Genomic DNA, 18,180 nt, shown 5'->3' with positions numbered 1-18,180 from the left:
TCTTCTTCCGCCTTACGCTTGGCTTCTTCTTCCGCCTTACGCTTGGCCTCCTCTTCCGCCTTGCGTTGAGCTGCTATCTTTGCCTCCTGACGAGCCTCTTCCTGGCGACGTTGCTCCGCTTGCTGTTCACGCAACTGAGCCTGTTTAGCCGCTTCTTCCGCCCGGCGTTCAGCTTCGGCCTGGGCCTGCTTCAATGCCTCTTCCCGGGCTTGTTTTTCGGCTTCGCGGCGTGCCTGTTCCTCAGCCAGGGCTTGCTGTCGAGCCGCCGCCTCTTCAGCCTGCGCTTGCTCCTCTTGGGGCTGTTCCTCTTGTACCTGGGGCTGTTCGGCTTCTTGGTTCGCGGCAGCACGAGCTTGCGCTTCCCTGGCTCGCTGCGCCTGGTCTGTAGCCGTTTCTGTCGTGACCAAGGTTGCCTGAACGACAGATGACGAACTAGGGTCAGCATCGGTATCAGGCCAGCGCAAGGCAGTCACCAATAGCACGAGGACATGAACCCCAATGGCAAGCAGCGTGGGCAGGCCGTAGCCGACTCTACGTTCTTCTTTAGCCATCGTGTCTACTCAGCTTTCACCAGGAGGAGGCTCGGAAATCAGCCCAACATTGGGAACGCCCGCGATTTGAAGAGTACTCATCAATGTCACGACCTGACCGTATGGCACATTGCGATCGCCTCGAACCAGAACAGGCGTATCGGGGCGGCGCTGCAGAATAATGATGATCTTGTCACTGATCTCCTCGAGCGAGACAGAGGTGTCTTCCTCACCCAGAGAAATGAAGTACTGCCCTTCTTTATCAACGGAAACGATGATTGGCTCTCGATCCTCAAGATTTTCAATCGGCTCGGAGCTCACCTGGGGCAAATCGACCTGCACCCCCTGGGTCAACATCGGCGCGGTAATCATGAAAATGACCAGCAGCACCAACATCACGTCGATAAATGGAACGACGTTGATTTCGCCCATGGGTTTACGTCGCGGCCCGCGATTGTATGGACCCAGCATGGTACGACTCCCTTAATCAGGCGGCTTCGCGCTCACGGCCCTGCAAATTGCGATGCAGGATGGAGTGGAATTCTTCGGCAAAGTCCTCGTACTGTCCGAGCACACGGTTGGAAGACGCCGAGAGACGATTATAGAAAATGACGGCGGGAATCGCGGCAAACAGCCCCATGGCAGTGGCTATCAGCGCCTCGGCAATCCAGGGCGCCACGGTAGAAAGCGTCGCCTGCTGAGCCATGGAAAGACTCTGAAAAGACCCCATGATTCCCCAGACCGTACCGAACAGGCCGATATAGGGACTCGCCGAGGCGACGGTTGCCAGAAAGATCAAGTGCAGGTTGAGACGCTCCTCTTCCCGGGACCAAGCTACACGCATGGCACGCTGGACGCCATCCAGAATAGCCTGTGAGTTACGCGTCTTAGTCGTCAGGCGGTTGAACTCACGAAATCCGGAGCGAAAGATATGTTCGGCGCCGACAACTTCCTGCTCTGGTGATTTTTCGCGATACAGTTCATTCAGGTCGACACCTGACCAGAATTTATCCTCAAAGGCGCGGTGCGCTCTTTTGGCGCGTCGCAGCACAATACTGCGCTGGAATATCACGACCCAGGAAGCGATGGAAGCGGCCAGCAGTAACAACATGACCAATTGCACCACAAGGCTGGCGTTCATGATCAGATGAGGAATGGACATGGAGTCGTTCACGGGTGTCCTCGTAATGGTACTGAAGTAGTCGTCAGGACCGCGGCCAGAGCCGACGGCCACCGTGTTGGACGAAGTCGTACAGCGTCCACGCAGGCGATATGGACGTCCGCTTCGCAAAGGGGTTCCCCGTGCGCCATGACCCGCTGATGAAACGCGAGTCGACAGGAGGAATGTTCGGTAACCTGGGCGGTAACATGTAGCTCGTCATCAAGTCGGGCAGGCTTGGCATAGCGACATGTCAGCTGATGTACGACCAGTTGGGTCCCACCATCCAACAGCGCCTGCTGCGTCAAACCGTACTGCCTAAGCCATTCGCTGCGAGCCCGCTCCATATACTTGAGGTAATTGACGTAGTAAACGATACCGCCTGCATCGGTATCTTCGATATAGACGCGGATCGGCACGCTGAATGGGGAAGTCATGAGCGTAGCTCCTCACCCATGGCGTCGGGCACCCCATCTTCTGCTGCCAAGCCGAAATGCAGGTAAGCTTGGCGCGTCACCATACGACCACGAGCGGTGCGCAACATGAAACCTTGCTGGATCAGGTAAGGCTCTATGACATCCTCAATGGTATCCCGCTCTTCGCTGATCGCCGCCGCCAGGGAGTCAACGCCCACTGGGCCACCATCGAATTTCTCGATCATAGCAAGCAGCAGACGCCGATCCATGTGGTCTAGTCCATGCGTGTCGACATGCAGCATGTTTAACGCAAGGTCGGCTATATCCTTCGTTAACCGGCCGTCACCACGCACTTCAGCGTAGTCGCGTACGCGCCGCAACAGGCGATTGGCAATGCGAGGGGTACCTCGGGCTCGCCGAGCGATTTCTGCAGCTCCCCCTCCCTGGGCCTCGATGCCTAATAAACGTGCCGAGCGCGCGACAATCTCGGTGAGTTCGTCGATATCGTAGAACTCGAGACGTTGGACGATACCGAAGCGGTCTCGTAAAGGGGAAGTCAACAAGCCGGCGCGGGTAGTCGCTCCCACCAGAGTGAATTTAGGTAGATCAAGCTTTATCGAGCGTGCTGCTGGCCCTTCGCCAATCATGATATCCAGTTGGAAATCTTCCATGGCGGGATACAGAACTTCCTCGACGGCAGCCGGAAGACGGTGGATTTCATCTATGAACAGCACGTCTCCGGGCTGAAGATTTGTCAGCATGGCTGCCAGATCTCCGGCTCGCTCAAGCACTGGGCCAGAAGTGGACTTGATATCGACGCCCATCTCCTCGGCGATGATATTCGCCAAGGTCGTCTTGCCCAGCCCCGGGGGGCCAAAGACCAAGGTGTGGTCGAGGCTATCGCCTCTCTGCCGCGCCGCTGCGATGAAGATATCCAACTGCTCACGAACTCGCGGCTGGCCGATGTAGTCGGCCAGCCGTTGAGGTCGGATAGCATGGTCTGCGCGGACTTCTCCCGTTTGGGGATCGGCAGCAATCAGACGGTCACTTTCGATCATGGTTACCGTTTATCCTGCCAGCTTGCGGCTTAGTGCTGTCTTGATGAGTGACTCGGTGGATTGGCTGGCCTCAAGCCCGGACAACATGCGCGACGCCTCGGCCGGTTTGTAGCCTAGGCTGATCAGTGCGGCCTCTGCATCGGCTAAGGGATCACTGACTGCCGTCGGTGCGCCTGATTGCAGAGACGTCAGCTCCCCTTGTTGATCAGCACTCCAATGCGGGAATCTATCTCGCATCTCGACGACCAACCGCTCGGCGGTTTTTTTGCCCACCCCTGGCAATCGCGTTAGCGCCTTGATGTCGTTATCCATCACACACCGGATGAACTGATCCTGCTCCATGCCCGAGAGAATGGCCAGTGCGAGCTTGGGACCAACTCCATTGACCTTGATCAAAGCTCGAAACAAGGCACGCTCAGGTTCCTTATAGAAGCCGAACAGCAGATGAGCGTCCTCGCGAATGCTCAGATGCGTAAAAAGCTGTACGTTCTCCCCGAGCCCGGGCAAAGCCAACAACGTGTTCATGGAAGCTTCGAGCTCGTACCCGACGCCTCCCACGTCCACGACTAGCCAAGGTGGGTGTTTCTCGATCAAGGTGCCTCGCAGGCGTCCAATCATGCCTTACTGATCCTTCTAATGACTGATGTCACTATACTTGTCGACCGTTCGACTGACTAGCGCTGTGTGAACACTGTTCACCAGCCGGTCAGGAGGGGCGAAAGTCCCGCCAGCGTTGGCTGGTAGCCCGCCGACGCCCACCGAAACTTCCCTGCTGAACTAGCCCCATCCGGGCATGTCCATGAGTCAGCGCAATTGCGAGAGCATCAGCCGCATCAGCCTGTGGAATATCGCTCAAGCCGAGTACCGCCGTGACCATATGCTGTACCTGCTGCTTGTCCGCGCCGCCCGTCCCGGTCACGGCCTGCTTGACCTGTTTCGGGCCGTACTCGTAGACCGGTAGACCATGGTTAGCGGCACATACAATGGCAGATCCACGGGCCTGCCCCAGCTTCAACGCCGAGTCAGCATTGCGTGACATGAAAACTTGCTCGATGGCGAACTCGGCAGGACGATACATAGCAATCAGCTCCGCTACCCCTGCATAGACCTGGGCCAGCTTCTGGGCCAAATCGTCATTCCGTATGCGTATGCAACCGCTGGCGACATAGCGTGGCTTGGCTAGAGACACGTCCAACACACCATAGCCCGTAATCCGTGAGCCAGGATCGATCCCCAGCACGATCACTGGGACGCCTCCAAAAGTACTCGCCCTGCCCTAAGCCGATCAGCCGAGCCTGGCAAGAACTTCTTCATCGAAATCAGCGTTTGAATAGACATTCTGTACGTCATCGAGATCTTCCAGCATGTCGACCAGCTTGATGATTTTCCTCGCGGTATCGACATCGACGATAGGTGAATAGCTGTCGGGAAACATGCCGACTTCGCTGCTCTGTGGATTCAGGTCAGACGCTACCAGAGCGTCCTTGACGACTCCGAACTCTTTAGGATCAGTAACAACTTCGAAGGTACCATCATCATTAGCCACAACATCCTCGGCGCCCGCTTCCAACGCCGCTGCCATGATGTCTTCCTCGGAACACCCCGGCGGGAATCTCATGCGTCCTTGCTTGCTGAACAGGAATGCCACTGAGCCCGACGTACCAAGATTCCCATCATGCTTATTGAAAGCGTGGCGGACCTCGGAAACCGTACGGTTACGGTTGTCGGTCATGCACTCAACGAGGATGGCCACTCCATCGGGGCCGTACCCCTCATAGGTCAGCTCCTCCATGTCATCGGCATCTTGGTTGCCGGCCCCACGGTCAATGGCCCGCTGGATGGTGTCCTTGGTCATGTTGCTAGCCAACGCCTTGTCGACTGCGGCACGTAAGCGAGGATTATCGGCTGGCTCGCCGCTGCCCTGCCGGGCAGCCACGGTCAGCTCGCGGATCAGCTTGGTGAATACCTTGCCTTTCTTGGCGTCCTGGGCGGCTTTGCGATGCTTGATGTTCGCCCACTTGCTGTGGCCGGCCATGAGCAGTCCCCCTTGACGGTAGTAAGCCGGCACCCTGTAACAGGGATGCCGGCTCAGCGATGTGAAACCATGGCACTCCGACGGCAAGATTACTCTTCGTCGGCAGTTACCTTGACCTTCTGGCGTAGACGGATATTGAGTTCCTTGAGCTGGTCTGCGCTGACCTCGCCCGGTGCGTCGGTCATGAGATCCGCGGCGCTCTGGGTCTTCGGGAAGGCGATGACTTCACGGATCGTTTTCGCTCCAGTCATCAACATGACCAAGCGATCCAGACCGAACGCCAGCCCGCCATGCGGCGGCGCGCCGTACTGCAGGGCGTCGAGCAGGAAACCGAACTTCTCTTCGGCCTCTTCATTACCGATACCGAGCACCTCGAAGACAGCCCGTTGCATCGCCTGGTCGTGGATACGAATCGACCCCCCGCCCAACTCGGTGCCGTTCAGTACCATATCGTAGGCACGGGACAGGGCTGTGGACGGGCTGGCCCTGAGTTCGTCCGGCGAGCAGGACGGCGCCGTAAACGGGTGATGGAGAGCGGACAGACGTCCGGCATCGTCGGCCTCGAACATCGGGAAGTCGACTACCCATAGCGGTGCCCACGCCTGGGTGTATAGATTGAGGTCGTTACCCAACCTGACACGCAACGCACCCAGTGCTTCATTAACGACACGCACCTTATCTGCACCAAAGAAGATGATGTCACCGTCTTTGGCGTCTACCCGATCCAGCAGCGTCTCGACGATGTCTTCCATAAACTTGACGATTGGCGACTGTAACCCTTCGAGACCCTTGGCCCGTTCGTTGACCTTGATCCAGGCAAGCCCTTTGGCACCGTATATGCCCACGAACTTGGTGTAGTCATCGATTTCCTTGCGGGTCAGCTTGGCACCGCCACTGACCTTGAGCGCCGCCACTCGACCATCGTCAGCATTGGCCGGGCCGGAGAAGACCTTGAAGTCGACCCCCTTCATCAGATCATCGACATCAACCAGTTCCAGCGGAATGCGCAGGTCCGGCTTGTCGGAACCATAGCGTTGCATGGCCTCGGCATACGGCATGCGCGGGAATTCGGGCAGCTCGACCTCGAGGACATCGGCGAACAGCTGACGAATCATCTGCTCTGTAATGGCCATGACGTCGTTTTCATCGACGAACGAAGCTTCGAGGTCGATCTGGGTGAATTCGGGCTGGCGATCGGCGCGCAGATCCTCGTCCCGGAAGCACTTGGCGATCTGATAATAACGATCGAAGCCGGACACCATCAGCAGTTGCTTGAAAAGCTGCGGGGATTGAGGCAGTGCGAAAAAATGGCCGGGATGGGTACGACTTGGCACCAGATAATCGCGTGCCCCTTCCGGCGTAGCCCGGGTCAGGATTGGCGTCTCGATATCCAGAAACCCTTCACCTTCGAGATAAGCACGAACACTGTGAGAAATACGCGAGCGCAGACGTAGCTTGTCAATCATCTCGGGGCGACGCAGGTCGATATAGCGATGCTTCAAGCGCACCTCTTCACCGACCTTGCCGTGTTCGTCTAGCTGAAACGGCGGAGTTGCCGCAGTGTTCAACACTTCAACCTGCTTGGCCAGGACTTCAATCAAGCCGGTCGGCATGTTGGGATTCTGTGTCCCTTCAGGACGCAGCCGAACCCGGCCACTAATGCGCAGCACATATTCGTTACGTGCACGGTCAGCGGTCGCGAACGCTTCGGGGGTGTCGGGATCAACGACGACCTGGGCGATTCCATCGCGATCGCGCAAGTCGAGAAAGATTACGCCCCCGTGATCACGGCGGCGGTGTACCCATCCACACAGCGTGACCTCTTCATCCACCTGGGTCTCGTTCAACTGGCCGCAATAATGGCTGCGCATGTCAAATCCTGTTCAGTTGCTTTCGTATGAGCCCTGCCGGCCATCTGCCGGCAGGAACGTCAGGCGGTCGCCTTGCTTTCCTTACTCGGCGCAGACTTGTCACTGTCGCCGGCCAGGTTCTTCTTGTCGCCTGACTTGAAATCGGTTTCGTACCAGCCGCCTCCAGCTAGGCGGAACCCTGCGGCGGATATCAACCGCGCAAGTTCGGGTTTCTCACAGTCGGGACACTCCGTTAACGGGGTGGCGCTGACCTTCTGCAATTTTTCGAGACGATGGCCACAGGCCTTGCACTCATATTCGTAGATGGGCATGGTTCTTATCACTCTGTGACATAACACGACCGCAGGCGAAGTAGCATGCGGTGGTTGCAATATGCGGCCAGTCGAAGCAATTTCCAAGCCTGCCTTGCGAGCCGCATATTATAGCGTGTTGCGGCCCCTGACGGGCAAGGCCGCAAGCACTAACAATACCCGAACCCGCCTTGGAGAGACTGCGCATGAAAGCTGTGATTCTGGACGCCGCCACCATGGGGGACGATATCGACCTGACACCATTGCGACACGAGGTGGAGGAATTGACAGTTCACTCCCTGACGTCGCCGGATGAATGTCAGGAGCGCCTTAAAGATGCAGATATTGTCATGGTCAACAAAGTAGTACTCAAAGGAGAGTTGCTGGCCAGCCTACCTCAGCTCAAGTTGATCTGCGTTCTAGCGACCGGTACCAACAACATCGACATGGCAGCAGCAGAGCGCCTTGGCATTGCCGTCCGTAACGTTTCTGCCTATGGAACGGAAAGCGTGGCTCAGCACACCTTGATGCTCATCCTGGCACTAGCCAACCGCCTTCCTCTTTATCAGCGTGATGTGGCTGCCGGGCAATGGGAGCAAAGCCCTTTTTTCTGTTTGCTGGGCCATCGGACCTTGCAGCTTTCCGGCAAGCGCTTGGTTATCGTAGGCAGTGGCGTGCTTGGAAATGCAGTTGCTCGGCTTGCCAGTGCTTTTGGCATGGATGTGGTCTTTGCCGCCCGGCCTGGCAACGAAGACGCCGATGAACGCCCCCCGCTGCAACAACTGGCTGCTAGCGCCGATGTGATAAGCCTTCACTGCCCACTGACCGATGCTACCCACCACTTGGTCAATGACATGCTGTTGAGGGAGATGAAGCGCGACGCTTTGTTGATCAACTGTGCGCGTGGCGGTGTCATTGATGAGGAGGCAGCGCTAAAGGCACTGCGAGAAGCAAGGCTTGGTGGGCTTGGTGTTGATGTGCTGCCGCAGGAGCCGCCCCGACAGGGCCATGCCTTGATTGATGCCATGCAGGAATCCCTTAACCTGATTGTAACACCACATAGTGCCTGGATAAGCCCTGAGGCACGCCAAAAAATTGTCACGTTAACCATCGAAAACATTCGGACATGGAAATGTGAATATACCGGGTAATAAATAAAGTTAACGGTATAAAAAGCCCCTCTTGCATCGCTATGCCCCGATAACAATACTGGGAACCAACCGGGGCATTTTCGAAGACTATTTCTGAGGCGCAAGAGCCAGGAAAACGCATGCTCTATAACTATGGTTCGATAAATATCGACCACGTCTACCGTGTCTCTCACCTCGTCAGACCGGGAGAGACCCTGTCGAGTCATGGCTACCGTCAGGTTCTCGGTGGCAAGGGGGCAAACCAGTCCTTGGCCATCGCCCGTGCTGGTGGCAAGGTTGTCCATTGGGGGCGCTTGGGTCAAAGCGATCGCTGGGTGCTTGAAACCCTCTCCTCAGCGGGGGTCAATATCGCCCACATCGAGCTGACGGCCGACTCCAGTGGTCATGCCATCATCCAAGTCGAGGATCGTGGCGAAAACGCGATCATCATTCACCCAGGGGCCAATCACGGTTTTACTGACGCCCAGCAGAACGCGCTCGTCTCCTCTGTAAATATGGGAGATTGGCTGCTTCTTCAAAACGAATGCAATGCCATGGGTAAGATAATGACCCTCGCTGCAGAGCGTGGCATGCGCATAGCATTCAACCCTGCCCCGATGACAGCTAGTGTGTTACACCTTCCCCTCGATGCTTGCCAATTGCTGTTTCTCAACCGAGGCGAAGCTGCCTCACTCGTCGGCCTAGACGACCAGGCCACTACCCAGGTATTGGCAGAGACGGTGCGTGAGCGACTACCCCACGTAGAAGTCGTGCTTACACTCGGCAGTGAGGGAGTTTGGTATCTTAATGGGGACACGCAATACAAATTGCCTGCTCACAGCGTTACCCCGAAGGACACCACGGCGGCTGGCGACACCTTCATTGGCTACTTCATGGCAGCGAGACAAAACGATACTAATCCGTTAGCGGCCTTGCGCCTGGCCAGTGCTGCAGCAGCATTGTGCGTGCAGCGCGAAGGAGCTGCTCCCAGCATTCCTGTACTCAGCGAAGTTCTCGATGTCGCCAAGGACTGGCCCCAGCTGGAACTTCTTTAGCATTGAGCACCTGACTGGCCAGTCGCTGGCTCAAGGCAAAATCACGCCCCGACACATATTTAACCAAGGAAGCTCATCATGCCGACACCGATCATCTTCGATACCGACCCAGGCGTCGACGATGCACAAGCCATTGCTATCGCACTGACCCATCCCGATATCGAACTCCTCGGAATGACAACGACGTACGGTAACGTTGATATTGGCACGGCAACCCATAACGCCTTGCTGCTTTCCGAGTTGGCCGGGCAGAAAATTCCTGTTGCCCAAGGCGCAGCCGCCCCTTTAGTCAAGGCGAAGCACCCAGCCCCGGCCCATATTCACGGCGCCAATGGCCTTGGAAACATCGAACTGCCCGCTATCAACGGGCAGGCGCTGGACATGAGCGCTGCAGAGTTCATTGTGGAGCAAGTGAATGCGCGACCCAATGAAATCACCCTGGTTGCTGTCGGCCCCGTGGGAAATTTGGCTGCAGCACTACAGATCGATCCAAGCATTATCGACAAGGTGAGGCAAGTAGTCATCATGGGGGGGTCGATCCGCGAGGGCGGTAATGTCACTCCGGTCGCCGAAGCCAACATGTTCAACGACCCACATGCCGCCTCACGTGTATTAACCGCAGGATGGCCACTAACGCTGGTAGGGCTCGATGCAACCCACCGTTGTGTGCTGAGCCCTGCCGATATGGAGAAGATCGCCCGTGCCCAAGGCGAACTGGGCCAGGTACTTGCCGGCAGTTACCGCTTTTACAGCGATTTTTACCGCGGAGCGCTAGGCATCGATGGCTGTTGCCCACATGATAGCTGCGCTATTGCCTGGCTGATGAAGCCCGAACTTTTCACCACGGCACGCGGCCATCTGACCGTTGCTACCGAAGGATATGCCGAAGGACAGACCATCTTTGCGCCGGAGGGACGTCCCTTCCTGGGAGAACGCTGGTCCAGCACACCTATGGTGGATGTCTGTGTCAATGCCGATGGCGATGCAGTGGTATCCTGGATCGTCGAAACGCTCACCAAGGCTCAGGACACGACAAAGGCATCGTAATTGCGCCATTCGGCGCCTTCGAGCTCGACATGGGTCACCTTGGCATTGGGTGGCCCGTTCCACAGCCACTTGATGACCGAATTGACTGCCTCGCCTTCACCGCACAGGATCACCTCAACACTCCCGTCAGGCAGATTGCTGGCATAACCGGTCACTCCCGCGCGTAGCGCCTGCTCCTGGGTGGCACGGCGATAAAACACCCCTTGGACCTTCCCGGAAACCAGCGCTCGAACACAGCACTTGCTCATGGTCAGCTACCTTTCCCTGTGAATGACACTACTTACTTTCTAGCACTCTTATCCGCCCGCCCCAAACTCGTCGCGCTTATTGGATATGTGTCTAGTTTTCTCCTGACTCCTGCTCGGGGTCGATCACTTGGCGCTGGACGCGAACCGCATTATTGCGAGGCACAATAACTCGCCCCCTAGCCTCCAGATGGGTTCGGGTCAGTGCCGCTCCGAACAGCACGATCAGCGAAGAGTAATAAACCCAGAGGAGTATCAGAACGACAGACCCCGCTGCCCCGTAAGTCGATGCCGTGGCCGTATACGCCAGATAGGCAGCAATGGCATAGCGACCTATGGAGAAAAGCACTGCAGTGACAATGGAGCCGATTACCACGTCACGCCAGCCGATAACGACATCAGGGAGGATCTTGAACAATGCGGCAAAAAACGCCGTGATCATCAACAACGTAAGCAAGGATTCCGCGCTGCTAAGCAAAAACTCACCTGCTGGAAGCCAGGTGCTGGCAAAAACGAACGCGGCTCTCAGAACAATGCCCAGGATCAGCGTAACCAACAGGACAAAACCAATGGCCAGAACCACCGCCAGGGATAACAGACGAGTCTTTACAAATGTCAGTAAGCTATTCCTGTCCGGGTTGGACGTTACGCCCCATATCGTATTGAGGGAGAACTGCATCTGCGCGAATACCGTGGTCGCACCAATCAGCAACGCCCCCACCCCTATCAAGGTCGGCAACAGACCCGATGTTTCGATACGCGATTGAATGACAGCCTGTTCTATGGCTTGGGCAGCATCAGAGCCAATGGCATCCTGTAGTTGTGTGACGATCTCCCCTTGTGCCGCCTCCTCGCCAAATACGACACCTATGACAGTCACTGCAATGATTACCGTCGGCGCGAGCGAGAACAGCGTGTAAAAGGCCAAGGAACCCGCATAACTGAATGCGTTGTGTTCCAGCCACAACTGGACGGCATTAAGGACGATCCGGTACCAATTCAGTGCAGTCTTCTTGAGCACTCATCTTCCTCCCGAACGCGCCTTCGATATCAGCATAACCAATTGGGCATGCCCATGTTATATAAGAAATAATCGATGCCGGACTCTGCCTGTTTCCTTGCAGGGCAGCAACCCTGCGACCATAATGTCGGCCCACGCCATTTCACCTATGCGTGCCGCCACCCAGCCCGACGCTCATATGCCCGAAACAAGCTTTGATTTCGACTGCCTGGTCTTTATTGGCCGTTTCCAGCCACCTCATCTGGGACATCTGGCCGTAATACACGAAGCCATCAAGCGCGCCCGACAAGTCATTGTGCTGATCGGCTCGGCCTGGCAGGCAAGATCGCTACGTAACCCTTGGCGATTCGAAGAGCGTAGAGACATGCTGCGCAGCTGCTTCGATGCGCGAGACAACCATCGGCTTGAGATCGAACCCCTGCTAGATGCGCTTTATAATGATGATGTCTGGGTACGGGACGTACAACGCAAGGTAAGAGACATAGCCCGACCCAGCCAGGGAAAACTGCCCCGTATCGGCCTGATTGGTGCCAGCCGTGGCCAGTCGAGCTATTACTTGAGTCTCTTCCCGCAATGGGAATCCGTCAGTGTCCCGCTGGTTGATGGCATATCAGCCAGTCAGATTCGCGAACGCCTTTTCCATTCCAGTTTTTCAGCTACAGATTACTTGGCCACCGGCGCCGAACATCATCTGCCCCAGAAGGTTCACCAAGCGCTTACGGCGTTCCGTCAGTCATCGGCCGGTCAACAGCTACTGGAAGAGCAGAACCTTGTCGAGCAGTACCGGCGGGCCTGGGCACAGGCGCCTTACCCACCCATATTCGTAACCGTAAATGCCGTCGTCGTCCAATCGGGGCACGTATTACTCGTCAAGCGAAAGGCCGCTCCTGGCAAAGGGCTTTTCGCGCTGCCCGGCGGGTTCATTAATTCGCATGAACGGCTGCTCGATGCCTGCCTGCGCGAGTTACGCGAGCGTGTCCGGCTGAAGGTGCCAGAGCCGGTACTCAAGGGTTCACTGCGTGAACGGCGTCTTTTCGACGAGCCGCATCGAAGCTGGCGTGGCCGTTCTCTCGCCGAAGCGTTCTACTTTGCTCTTCGCCCCGAGCAGCAACTGCCCAAGCTCAAACCGGCCAAAGGAGGCGATACGGCACAATGGGTAGCGTTGGCGGACCTCGAGCCCGAAACGCTGTTCGAGGACCATTTCTTCATCATTCAGAATTTCCTAGGGCTTCCCGCAGGCTGGGCCACACCTTAACGAACAGCGGGTTTACGCTTGCAGGAAATCCCGAGGCAACTTCATCATCTGTCGCCACAGGCGTTCCACGCCAGGCTTATGTACCAGCGAGCAACGGTACAATCGCACTTCGAGAGGTATGTCCCACTGGGTATCGCCAGCACGAACCAGACGTCCGCTTGTCAGCTCCTCCCGTATGCAAAAGTCGGGAATCCATGCCATTCCGACCCCTTGCAGTGCCATACCTTTCAAACCCTCTGCCATGGCAGTTTCGTAGACCGTCTTTAGACGCAGACGTAATGGGTCGTTCTTGAGCATCATGCGAACACTACGCCCCAAGAAAGCGCCTTGGGTATAGGAAAGAAACGGGATGGAATCATTGCCGGACAACGGAAAGCAAGGCAACCCATCGGGGTCCGCCAAGCAGACAGGAATCATCTTGGCATTGCCAATAGAGAATGACGGGAAGACTTCGGCATCGAGTTGCATGGTGGCATATGGATCATGGTAGCCGAGCATCAGATCACAGTTACCCTCTCGCAGCACATGAATGGCGTCCCCCACATTCATAGCTACCAGGCGCGTGGGTAACTCCCCCACCCCTTTCTGCAAACGGGAAATCCAGCGGGGATAGAAAGCCAGGGCCAATGAGTGCGCAGCAACGATATCCAAGGCCTCATTGGCCATCGACAAGCCCCGTAAATGCCCCAAACATTCATTGAGTTGCTCGACCAGGTTGCGTGCCGTCACCAGAAACAGCTGCCCTTCCGGTGTCAGCCCCACGGGCGTAGTCGATCGATCGACGAGCGTCTTGCCTACCGCTTGCTCCAGAGAGCGGATCCGGCGACTGAACGCTGGTTGGGTAACATGGCGCTGGCGCGCCGAGGCGGAAAAACTACGCGTGTTGGCTAGAGCCACAAAATCCTCCAGCCATTTGGTTTCAAGGTTCACCGCGACTCCGGTACCTTAGTTGACAGCCGAGCCGGCGTATGCCGGCAACGAAAACAAAAGTTTACCTTGCTAGCTTCTACCCCACCACGGGCATGTCGAGATTTCTGAAAAACATGACGTTATTAACGCCTACTGTACTGGAGCCATCAGATAAGCAGCACGCGACACTAGCTTGCGCCACAAGGGGCGCTGCTCCAGTTCCTCCAGGGTAACTTCGCGGCAGCGCGTTAAATCTTCTTCAAGCATGGCTTCTACTTCAGCGGCGAAACCGCGGTCCGGTATAAAGGCCGTGAGTTCGAAGTTGAGTCTAAATGAGCGATTATCCAAATTAACCGTGCCAACAGCTGCACTATGCCCATCTATCAGGATAACCTTCTGATGAAGAAAACCCGGTTGATAACGGTATATTCTGACTCCAGCACGCACCATATCCGGCAAGAACGAGAACGCCGATAGGAAAACCAGCAAATGGTCGGGGCGCTCGGGAATCATGACTCGGACATCAACCCCTCGCAGCGCCGCCAGGCGCAAGGCATCCTGCACTCCCTGATCGGGTACGAAATACGGGCTTGTCACCCAAAATCGACGTTGGGCACTATGAATGGCATGTTGGATCAGTAAGCTTGCCGTCTCCTGCGGATCTGCCGGCCCTGAAGGCACAATGATGACATTCTGACATTCTGTGCAGGTAACCTGAGGCTTCCAGTTCAAGGCCAATACCTTTCCGGCGGCCCAGTACCAGTCCTCCCAGAACGCTTCCTGTAATCCGAGCACGCTGGGCCCGGAGAGTTTGAGATGGGTATCGCGCCAAGGTCCGTGACGCGGATCTTCTCCAAGGTATTCCACACCCGCATTGAGCCCGCCGGTCCAACCATACTGGCCATCAACAACCATCACCTTGCGATGATTGCGGAAATTGAGCTGGAAGCGGTGACGTATCCCTCGCGAGGAATTGAACGGCCTGGCTTCGATGCCTGCTTGGCGCAGGTCTTGCAGATAGCCGTCGCTCAGCCCCCGGCAGCCTATCTCGTCAAACAGGAAGTAGATGCGGACGCCGCGCTCAGCCTGCCGTATCAGCCGGTCCTTGAGTTCGTTCCCCAGACGGTCGCGTCGCACGATGAAGAATTGGATGAGAATGTATTCTTTGGCTTGAGCGATGCCATGAAACAGGCTGTCGAAGGTGGCGTCACCATCGATCAGCAATTCCGCTCGGTTGCCGCTAGTCATCGGCATCATCGCCAGCCGCTCGACGGCCCGTACGTTTCCTCGTCGCGAATCTGCGAGATAGGGCGCGATCAAGGGCCGGTAGCGCTCCAACACCCGACGCAGCGCGGTATCGTGCTCACCACGCGCCGAGACATAACCGTAGAAACGCGGCCTGCCGAAGATCCAATATGCCGGCAAGGCTAGATACGGAAAGGTCAACAGTGAAATGATCCATGCCACCGCCCCTTGCGACGTGCGGCTGGACATGAGCGCCAGGACAGCGGAAATGGCCCCCCCAAGATGGAAGAGGAAAACGCCGAGTCCCACAAGCCAGGATGTCATTGCGGCTCCTTTTGCAATGGCACACCAAGGTACCTCGAAACTCGCAGGTTACCTAATAACACGGCCCCACCTGAGGCGGGGCCGTGCCGTACGACCTGCGAGCAGCTAAAGCCTACCCTATCAGGCCCGCTCGGCGATAATCTCTTTCCATTTGGCCGGGCCAGTCTGGTGCACTGACTCGCCACGACTATCTACCGCCACGGTGACTGGCATGTCCTCGATCTCGAATTCGTAGATCGCTTCCATGCCCAGATCCTCGAACCCAACGACGCGAGACTTTTTGATGGCCTGCGCCACCAGGTAGGCAGCCCCACCTACGGCCATTAGATAAACAGCCTTATTGTCGCGAATTGCCTCGATCGCTACCGGGCCACGTTCCGCCTTGCCGACCATGCCTAACAGGCCGGTCTGCTCCAGCATCGTCCGGGTGAACTTGTCCATCCGAGTCGCTGTCGTTGGGCCAGCTGGCCCCACCACTTCATCACGTACCGGATCCACCGGACCAACGTAATAGATGAAGCGCCCCTGCATGTCGACAGGAAGTTCCTGCCCCTTGGCCAGCATGTCGACCATGCGCTTGTGTGCCGCATCACGTCCGGTCAACAGCTTGCCTGACAGCAACACGGTATCGCCGGGCTGCCAGGTCTGAACCTCCTCGGGAGTGACTTCGTCGAGGTTGACACGACGTACGTTATCCCCCACTTCCCAGCTAATTTCCGGCCAGTCCTCGAGCTTGGGCGCCGGCAGCTCGGCAGCACCACTACCATCAAGCGTAAAATGGACGTGACGGGTTGCCGCACAATTGGGGATGATAGCCACCGGTTTGTTCGCGGCGTGCGTTGGATAATCCTTGACCTTGATGTCGAGCACCGTAGTCAGCCCACCCAGGCCCTGAGCGCCAACACCGCTCCTGTTGACCTTATCGAACAGTTCCAGGCGCAGCTCCTCGGCCCGATTGCTGGCGCCACGTGCCTGCAGCTCCTGTATGTCGATGGGATCGAGCAAGGCTTCCTTGGCGATTTCCATCGCCTTTTCCGCCGTTCCACCAATGCCGATACCAAGCATGCCGGGCGGACACCAGCCGGCGCCCATTTTCGGCAACTGCTCCAGCACCCAATCAACCACGCTGTCGGATGGATTGAGCATCGCAAACTTCGATTTTGCTTCACTGCCGCCGCCCTTGGCGGCCACATGCACTTCGACCTTGTCGCCGGGCACGAGCTTGTGATGGATTATCGCCGGCGTGTTGTCCTTGGTATTCTGACGTTTACCGTCAGGATCGGCCAGAACCGAAGCACGCAGCACATTATCGGGATGCTGGTAAGCACGACGCACGCCCTCATTGACCATGTCATCGAGGCTCATCTCGGTCTCCCAACGCACATTCATTCCGACATGCACGAACACGGTCACGATTCCGGTGTCTTGGCAGATCGGGCGATGCCCCATGGCACACATGCGTGAGTTAATCAGAATCTGGGCGATGGCATCACGTGCCGCCGGATTCTCCTCGCGCTGATATGCCGCATGCATCGCGTCGATGAAATCCTTCGGGTGGTAGTGCGAAATATACTGCAGGGCGTCGGCAACGCTTTGGATCAAGTCATCCTGGCGGATCACGGTCATGGGCAGGAACTCCTAGCAGAAAACGGGACACGCGACATGGCCGGTCAGGCAGCCGATGGCGAGCTTCCAGTGGCGCCGGATTATACCTTACTGATTGATTGTCGACAGGCTTCGTTGGTATTTAATGAAAAACCTAGTGCTAGATAACGGTATAAATGAAGTTAGCCCAAGATACCCGGATACCCCGGTTGTTCTGTAAAGTCGGCAAGCAAGCGTAAATTTACAGACGAATACCACTGTTCCGGTAGCTTAAGGCAGTATTACCCTCCCAGATATGCGCGCCTGACTTCGTCATTGGCTAGCAGCGCCTTACCACTGTCGGCCAATACAACACGACCATGCTCGAGCACATAGCCTCGGTCGGCGATCGACAAGGCACGGTGCGCATTTTGTTCTACGAGGAAGATGGTCGTACCTTCGTCGCGCAACTTCTCGATTATTTCGAAAATTTGCGCAATGACGATCGGCGCCAGCCCCAGCGACGGCTCATCGAGCAATAACAGGCGTGGCCGGCTCATCAGGGCGCGTCCGATGGCGAGCATCTGCTGCTCGCCTCCGGACATGGTGCCACCTCGCTGGTGGTAGCGTTCCTTGAGTCGTGGAAACAATGCGAGCACGTACTCGGTACTCTCGGCGATTTCATGCTTGTCGCGGTAATATCCTCCCATCGCCAGGTTCTCTTCCACGGTCATGCCGGTAAATATACGCCGGCCTTCGGGCACTACTGATAACCCCGAGCGCATGATTCGAGAGGTCGGCAACCCCTGGATTTCCTCGTTCTCGAAGCGAATGGTTCCCCTGGTCGGCTTCGGGTCACCGCAGATGGACATCAGCAGCGTGGTCTTACCCGCCCCATTGGAGCCCACCAGGGTGACGATTTCTCCATGCCCGACAGACAGGGATACCTCGTCTAGGGCCTGTATCGGGCCGTAATGCGTCGTCAGGTTGATGACATCCAGCATCG

Annotated in this window: 20 protein-coding genes; 4 read left to right on the top strand and 16 right to left on the bottom strand. The window is 56.8% G+C overall.

The window, feature by feature from the left end:
• The 10 genes from tolA to F568_RS0105185 all read right to left on the bottom strand — a co-directional run.
• The coding region (gene tolA / locus F568_RS25240) for a cell envelope integrity protein TolA (RefSeq protein ID WP_040475924.1) at positions 1–551 on the bottom strand (551 nt) is incomplete at its 3' end.
• A 9-nt stretch (positions 552–560) separates the two neighbouring features.
• Positions 561–1,001 carry a protein TolR gene (tolR, locus tag F568_RS0105225; protein ID WP_019017656.1) on the bottom strand — a complete coding sequence of 147 codons (441 nt, stop codon included), beginning with the start codon at positions 999–1,001 and terminating at the stop codon, positions 561–563.
• A gap of 16 nt (positions 1,002–1,017) precedes the next feature.
• On the bottom strand, positions 1,018–1,704 hold the full coding sequence (tolQ, locus tag F568_RS0105220) for a protein TolQ (RefSeq protein ID WP_019017655.1): 687 nt from the start codon (positions 1,702–1,704) through the stop codon (positions 1,018–1,020).
• Entirely contained in the window at positions 1,701–2,126 is a 426-nt protein-coding gene (gene ybgC / locus F568_RS0105215) for a tol-pal system-associated acyl-CoA thioesterase (protein ID WP_019017654.1), read from the bottom strand. The genes tolQ and ybgC overlap by 4 nt, the downstream gene beginning before the upstream one ends.
• Positions 2,123–3,163, bottom strand: a complete 1,041-nt coding sequence (gene ruvB, locus F568_RS0105210) for a Holliday junction branch migration DNA helicase RuvB (RefSeq protein ID WP_019017653.1) — start codon at positions 3,161–3,163, stop codon at positions 2,123–2,125. The genes ybgC and ruvB overlap by 4 nt, the downstream gene beginning before the upstream one ends.
• A gap of 9 nt (positions 3,164–3,172) precedes the next feature.
• Entirely contained in the window at positions 3,173–3,781 is a 609-nt protein-coding gene (ruvA, locus tag F568_RS0105205) for a Holliday junction branch migration protein RuvA (RefSeq protein ID WP_019017652.1), read from the bottom strand.
• Positions 3,782–3,869: 88 nt separating this feature from the next.
• Positions 3,870–4,409 (bottom strand): crossover junction endodeoxyribonuclease RuvC, encoded by a 540-nt coding sequence (gene ruvC / locus F568_RS0105200; protein WP_019017651.1) that lies wholly within the window; start codon positions 4,407–4,409, stop codon positions 3,870–3,872.
• A gap of 39 nt (positions 4,410–4,448) precedes the next feature.
• Positions 4,449–5,198 carry a YebC/PmpR family DNA-binding transcriptional regulator gene (locus F568_RS0105195; RefSeq protein WP_019017650.1) on the bottom strand — a complete coding sequence of 250 codons (750 nt, stop codon included), beginning with the start codon at positions 5,196–5,198 and terminating at the stop codon, positions 4,449–4,451.
• Between the two features lie 89 nt (positions 5,199–5,287).
• The gene (gene aspS / locus F568_RS0105190; RefSeq protein WP_019017649.1) at positions 5,288–7,069 is read right to left on the bottom strand and encodes an aspartate--tRNA ligase; all 1,782 of its coding nucleotides are present in this window, start codon (positions 7,067–7,069) and stop codon (positions 5,288–5,290) included.
• A gap of 59 nt (positions 7,070–7,128) precedes the next feature.
• Positions 7,129–7,380 carry an FmdB family zinc ribbon protein gene (locus F568_RS0105185; protein WP_019017648.1) on the bottom strand — a complete coding sequence of 84 codons (252 nt, stop codon included), beginning with the start codon at positions 7,378–7,380 and terminating at the stop codon, positions 7,129–7,131.
• Positions 7,381–7,565: 185 nt separating this feature from the next.
• Between F568_RS0105185 and F568_RS0105180 the strand changes: the two genes are divergently transcribed.
• The 3 genes from F568_RS0105180 to F568_RS0105170 all read left to right on the top strand — a co-directional run bounded on the left by F568_RS0105180 (position 7,566) and on the right by F568_RS0105170 (position 10,591).
• Positions 7,566–8,510: a D-2-hydroxyacid dehydrogenase gene (locus F568_RS0105180; RefSeq protein WP_019017647.1), complete on the top strand. Its 945-nt coding sequence runs from the start codon at positions 7,566–7,568 to the stop codon at positions 8,508–8,510.
• 119 nt (positions 8,511–8,629) lie between these two features.
• Positions 8,630–9,544, top strand: coding sequence for a ribokinase (locus F568_RS0105175; RefSeq protein ID WP_019017646.1), 915 nt, complete (start codon positions 8,630–8,632; stop codon positions 9,542–9,544).
• Between the two features lie 78 nt (positions 9,545–9,622).
• Positions 9,623–10,591 carry a nucleoside hydrolase gene (locus tag F568_RS0105170; RefSeq protein WP_019017645.1) on the top strand — a complete coding sequence of 323 codons (969 nt, stop codon included), beginning with the start codon at positions 9,623–9,625 and terminating at the stop codon, positions 10,589–10,591.
• Here F568_RS0105170 and F568_RS0105165 read toward each other — a convergent pair.
• Together F568_RS0105165 and F568_RS0105160 are read right to left on the bottom strand one after the other, a co-directional pair.
• Positions 10,567–10,839, bottom strand: a complete 273-nt coding sequence (locus tag F568_RS0105165) for an acylphosphatase (protein WP_019017644.1) — start codon at positions 10,837–10,839, stop codon at positions 10,567–10,569. The genes F568_RS0105170 and F568_RS0105165 overlap by 25 nt on opposite strands.
• A 91-nt stretch (positions 10,840–10,930) precedes the next feature.
• The gene (locus tag F568_RS0105160) at positions 10,931–11,857 is read right to left on the bottom strand and encodes a YihY/virulence factor BrkB family protein (RefSeq protein ID WP_019017643.1); all 927 of its coding nucleotides are present in this window, start codon (positions 11,855–11,857) and stop codon (positions 10,931–10,933) included.
• 178 nt (positions 11,858–12,035) lie between these two features.
• On the opposite strand from F568_RS0105160, the gene F568_RS0105155 reads away from it, so the two are divergent.
• On the top strand, positions 12,036–13,112 hold the full coding sequence (locus F568_RS0105155; protein ID WP_026300344.1) for a bifunctional nicotinamide-nucleotide adenylyltransferase/Nudix hydroxylase: 1,077 nt from the start codon (positions 12,036–12,038) through the stop codon (positions 13,110–13,112).
• A 12-nt stretch (positions 13,113–13,124) separates the two neighbouring features.
• On the opposite strand, the gene F568_RS0105150 is transcribed toward F568_RS0105155, so the two are convergent.
• From F568_RS0105150 to F568_RS0105135, 4 genes are all read right to left on the bottom strand, one after another.
• Positions 13,125–14,042 (bottom strand): LysR family transcriptional regulator, encoded by a 918-nt coding sequence (locus F568_RS0105150; RefSeq protein WP_019017641.1) that lies wholly within the window; start codon positions 14,040–14,042, stop codon positions 13,125–13,127.
• A 129-nt stretch (positions 14,043–14,171) separates the two neighbouring features.
• Complete coding sequence (gene cls / locus F568_RS0105145; RefSeq protein WP_019017640.1) at positions 14,172–15,590, bottom strand: cardiolipin synthase; 1,419 nt, start codon at positions 15,588–15,590, stop codon at positions 14,172–14,174.
• Positions 15,591–15,710: 120 nt separating this feature from the next.
• Positions 15,711–17,216, bottom strand: coding sequence for a fumarate hydratase (locus F568_RS0105140; RefSeq protein WP_019017639.1), 1,506 nt, complete (start codon positions 17,214–17,216; stop codon positions 15,711–15,713).
• A 260-nt stretch (positions 17,217–17,476) separates the two neighbouring features.
• Positions 17,477–18,178: an ABC transporter ATP-binding protein gene (locus F568_RS0105135; RefSeq protein ID WP_026300343.1), complete on the bottom strand. Its 702-nt coding sequence runs from the start codon at positions 18,176–18,178 to the stop codon at positions 17,477–17,479.
• Positions 18,179–18,180 lie beyond the last annotated feature (2 nt).

It is taken from the genome of Modicisalibacter luteus DSM 23508 (assembly GCF_000378505.1).
In the GTDB taxonomy this organism is placed as follows: domain Bacteria; phylum Pseudomonadota; class Gammaproteobacteria; order Pseudomonadales; family Halomonadaceae; genus Modicisalibacter; species Modicisalibacter luteus.
This window is presented reverse-complemented; position numbering and strand designations above follow the sequence as displayed.